This window comes from Nguyenibacter vanlangensis, from assembly GCF_013376155.1.
Lineage (GTDB): Bacteria > Pseudomonadota > Alphaproteobacteria > Acetobacterales > Acetobacteraceae > Gluconacetobacter > Gluconacetobacter vanlangensis.
Genome location: NZ_JABXXP010000629.1, coordinates 1 through 1617, shown reverse-complemented (window position 1 = coordinate 1617; position 1617 = coordinate 1). Strand labels below are relative to the sequence as shown.

The following is a 1617-nucleotide window of genomic DNA, read 5'->3' as shown; positions in this document are numbered from 1 at the left end:
TCCAGCCAGCCATGCCAGGCGTCGGGGTGCGTCCGCAGCCAGCGTCGGGCGACCAGCGGCGGCGGCACGTGGTCGCGCTGGATCGCCAGCATCATCATGTTCTCGTCCGGGATCGTGAAGCGGATCTGCGCCAGCAGCCGCGCCGCGTTGGGGCAGTCGGTGCGGTAGCCGCGGCGGATCACGGTATTGACGCTCGTCCCGCCATTGGGGCCGAAGACCTTGTCGCCGCCGGTCAGGTAGCGGATCGCGAAGCGCAGGTTCATGGGATGCGGCTCCCACGCCAGGAACAGGATCGGCCGGTGGCTCAGAATGCTGCGGTCGACCTGGCTGAGCATGCCCTGTTCGCTGCTTTCGACCAGGCGGAAGCGGCCGAGATGGAACTGGTCCCGGCGGATCATCTCCAGCACCAGCCCGTTGCCGTCATTGCCGGCTTCCAGGCCGAAGATCATATGGCCCAGGCGTCCCCCCCAGGCTGCGATGTCGCCATAGTCGCGCAGGCCCGCCTTCCACGTATAGTCGGGCACGGCCAGCGTGTAGTGCGCACCCGACAGGTTGGTCGCCAGCCGCTCCACCGAGCCGTCGGCCAGGAACGGCGCGATCGGCGTGCTGCCGGTGGGCTCCCAGTTGCTCAGAAACGCATCCACCCGCCGGTCGCGCATCGCCACATAGGTCATGACCAGCGGCAACAGCGGCGTCTGGGGGGCATAGCCGAGCGCGTCGAACAGCGTCGCGGTGACCGCCGTCACGGCCTCGGCATCCGTCCAGCCCACATTGGACAGGCGGATGGGCACGCAGGCCGCCGGGTCGCCGGGCATCCGGGCCGCCACGGCAGGCATGGCAAGAAGAGGCATGGCGATAAGATTGATCGCCGCGAACAGAGCGGCGACCCGGCCGACGATGCTTCTGGGCATCCAGCTATAACTCCCTCGCTGACTGGCGGAAGGCCAGCAGGGACATCATGTCCGTCCCCATTCGCCATTCACCCGAATGTTTGCGTCGCGGAATAGTTTGGTTTCGACATGAGGGAGCGTTTCAAGGGGGCCGGACCGCTTTTATGCGGGCCGCGCGACACGCCGCGTATTCCATCGCCTGCCCGTCGGTCCTACTAATCTACGGGCAAATCCACGGGCTGGATCGTGCGGATGTCGTTCCGCGCCAGGTCCGGATCGATGCCCGCCCTGCGATGTGCGGCCACTGCGGAGAGTTGGAGTTTGATAAACCCGCTTTCGTTCGAAATCTGCCGCGCCGGACGCCTGGCCGAAATCATCGACGACCTGGCCCGGCTCCGGATCGCCATATTCCGCGACTGGCCCTATCTCTATGACGGGGCCGACCCGGTCTATGAGCGGCGATATCTCGAGGTTTATCTGCGCAGCCCTCATGCGGCGGCCATCGTCGCGCGCGACGATGGCGGGCGGATCGTCGGCGCGTCCACCTGCCTGCCGCTGGCCGATGAAGCCGCCCCCATGCGCGCACCGTTCGAGGTCAGGGGCCAGGATCTGCGGCGGTTCTTCTATTTCGGCGAATCCGTACTGCTGCCCGCCTGTCGCGGCCGGGGCGCCGGGGTCCGCTTCTTCGCGCTGCGCGTGGAGGCGGCGCGCGCCGCCGGTGCCGATT

Annotated in this window: 1 protein-coding gene and 1 pseudogene; one reads left to right on the top strand and one right to left on the bottom strand. The window is 67.4% G+C overall.

All coding sequences use genetic code 11. From position 1 onward, the window contains the following. A partial coding sequence (locus HUK84_RS17420) for a glycine betaine ABC transporter substrate-binding protein (protein ID WP_176641385.1) occupies positions 1-911 on the bottom strand: 911 nt, incomplete at its 3' end. Between the two features lie 300 nt (positions 912-1211). Here HUK84_RS17420 and HUK84_RS17415 point away from each other — a divergent pair. Then, positions 1212-1617: pseudogene (locus tag HUK84_RS17415) on the top strand (GNAT family N-acetyltransferase); the annotation flags it as partial.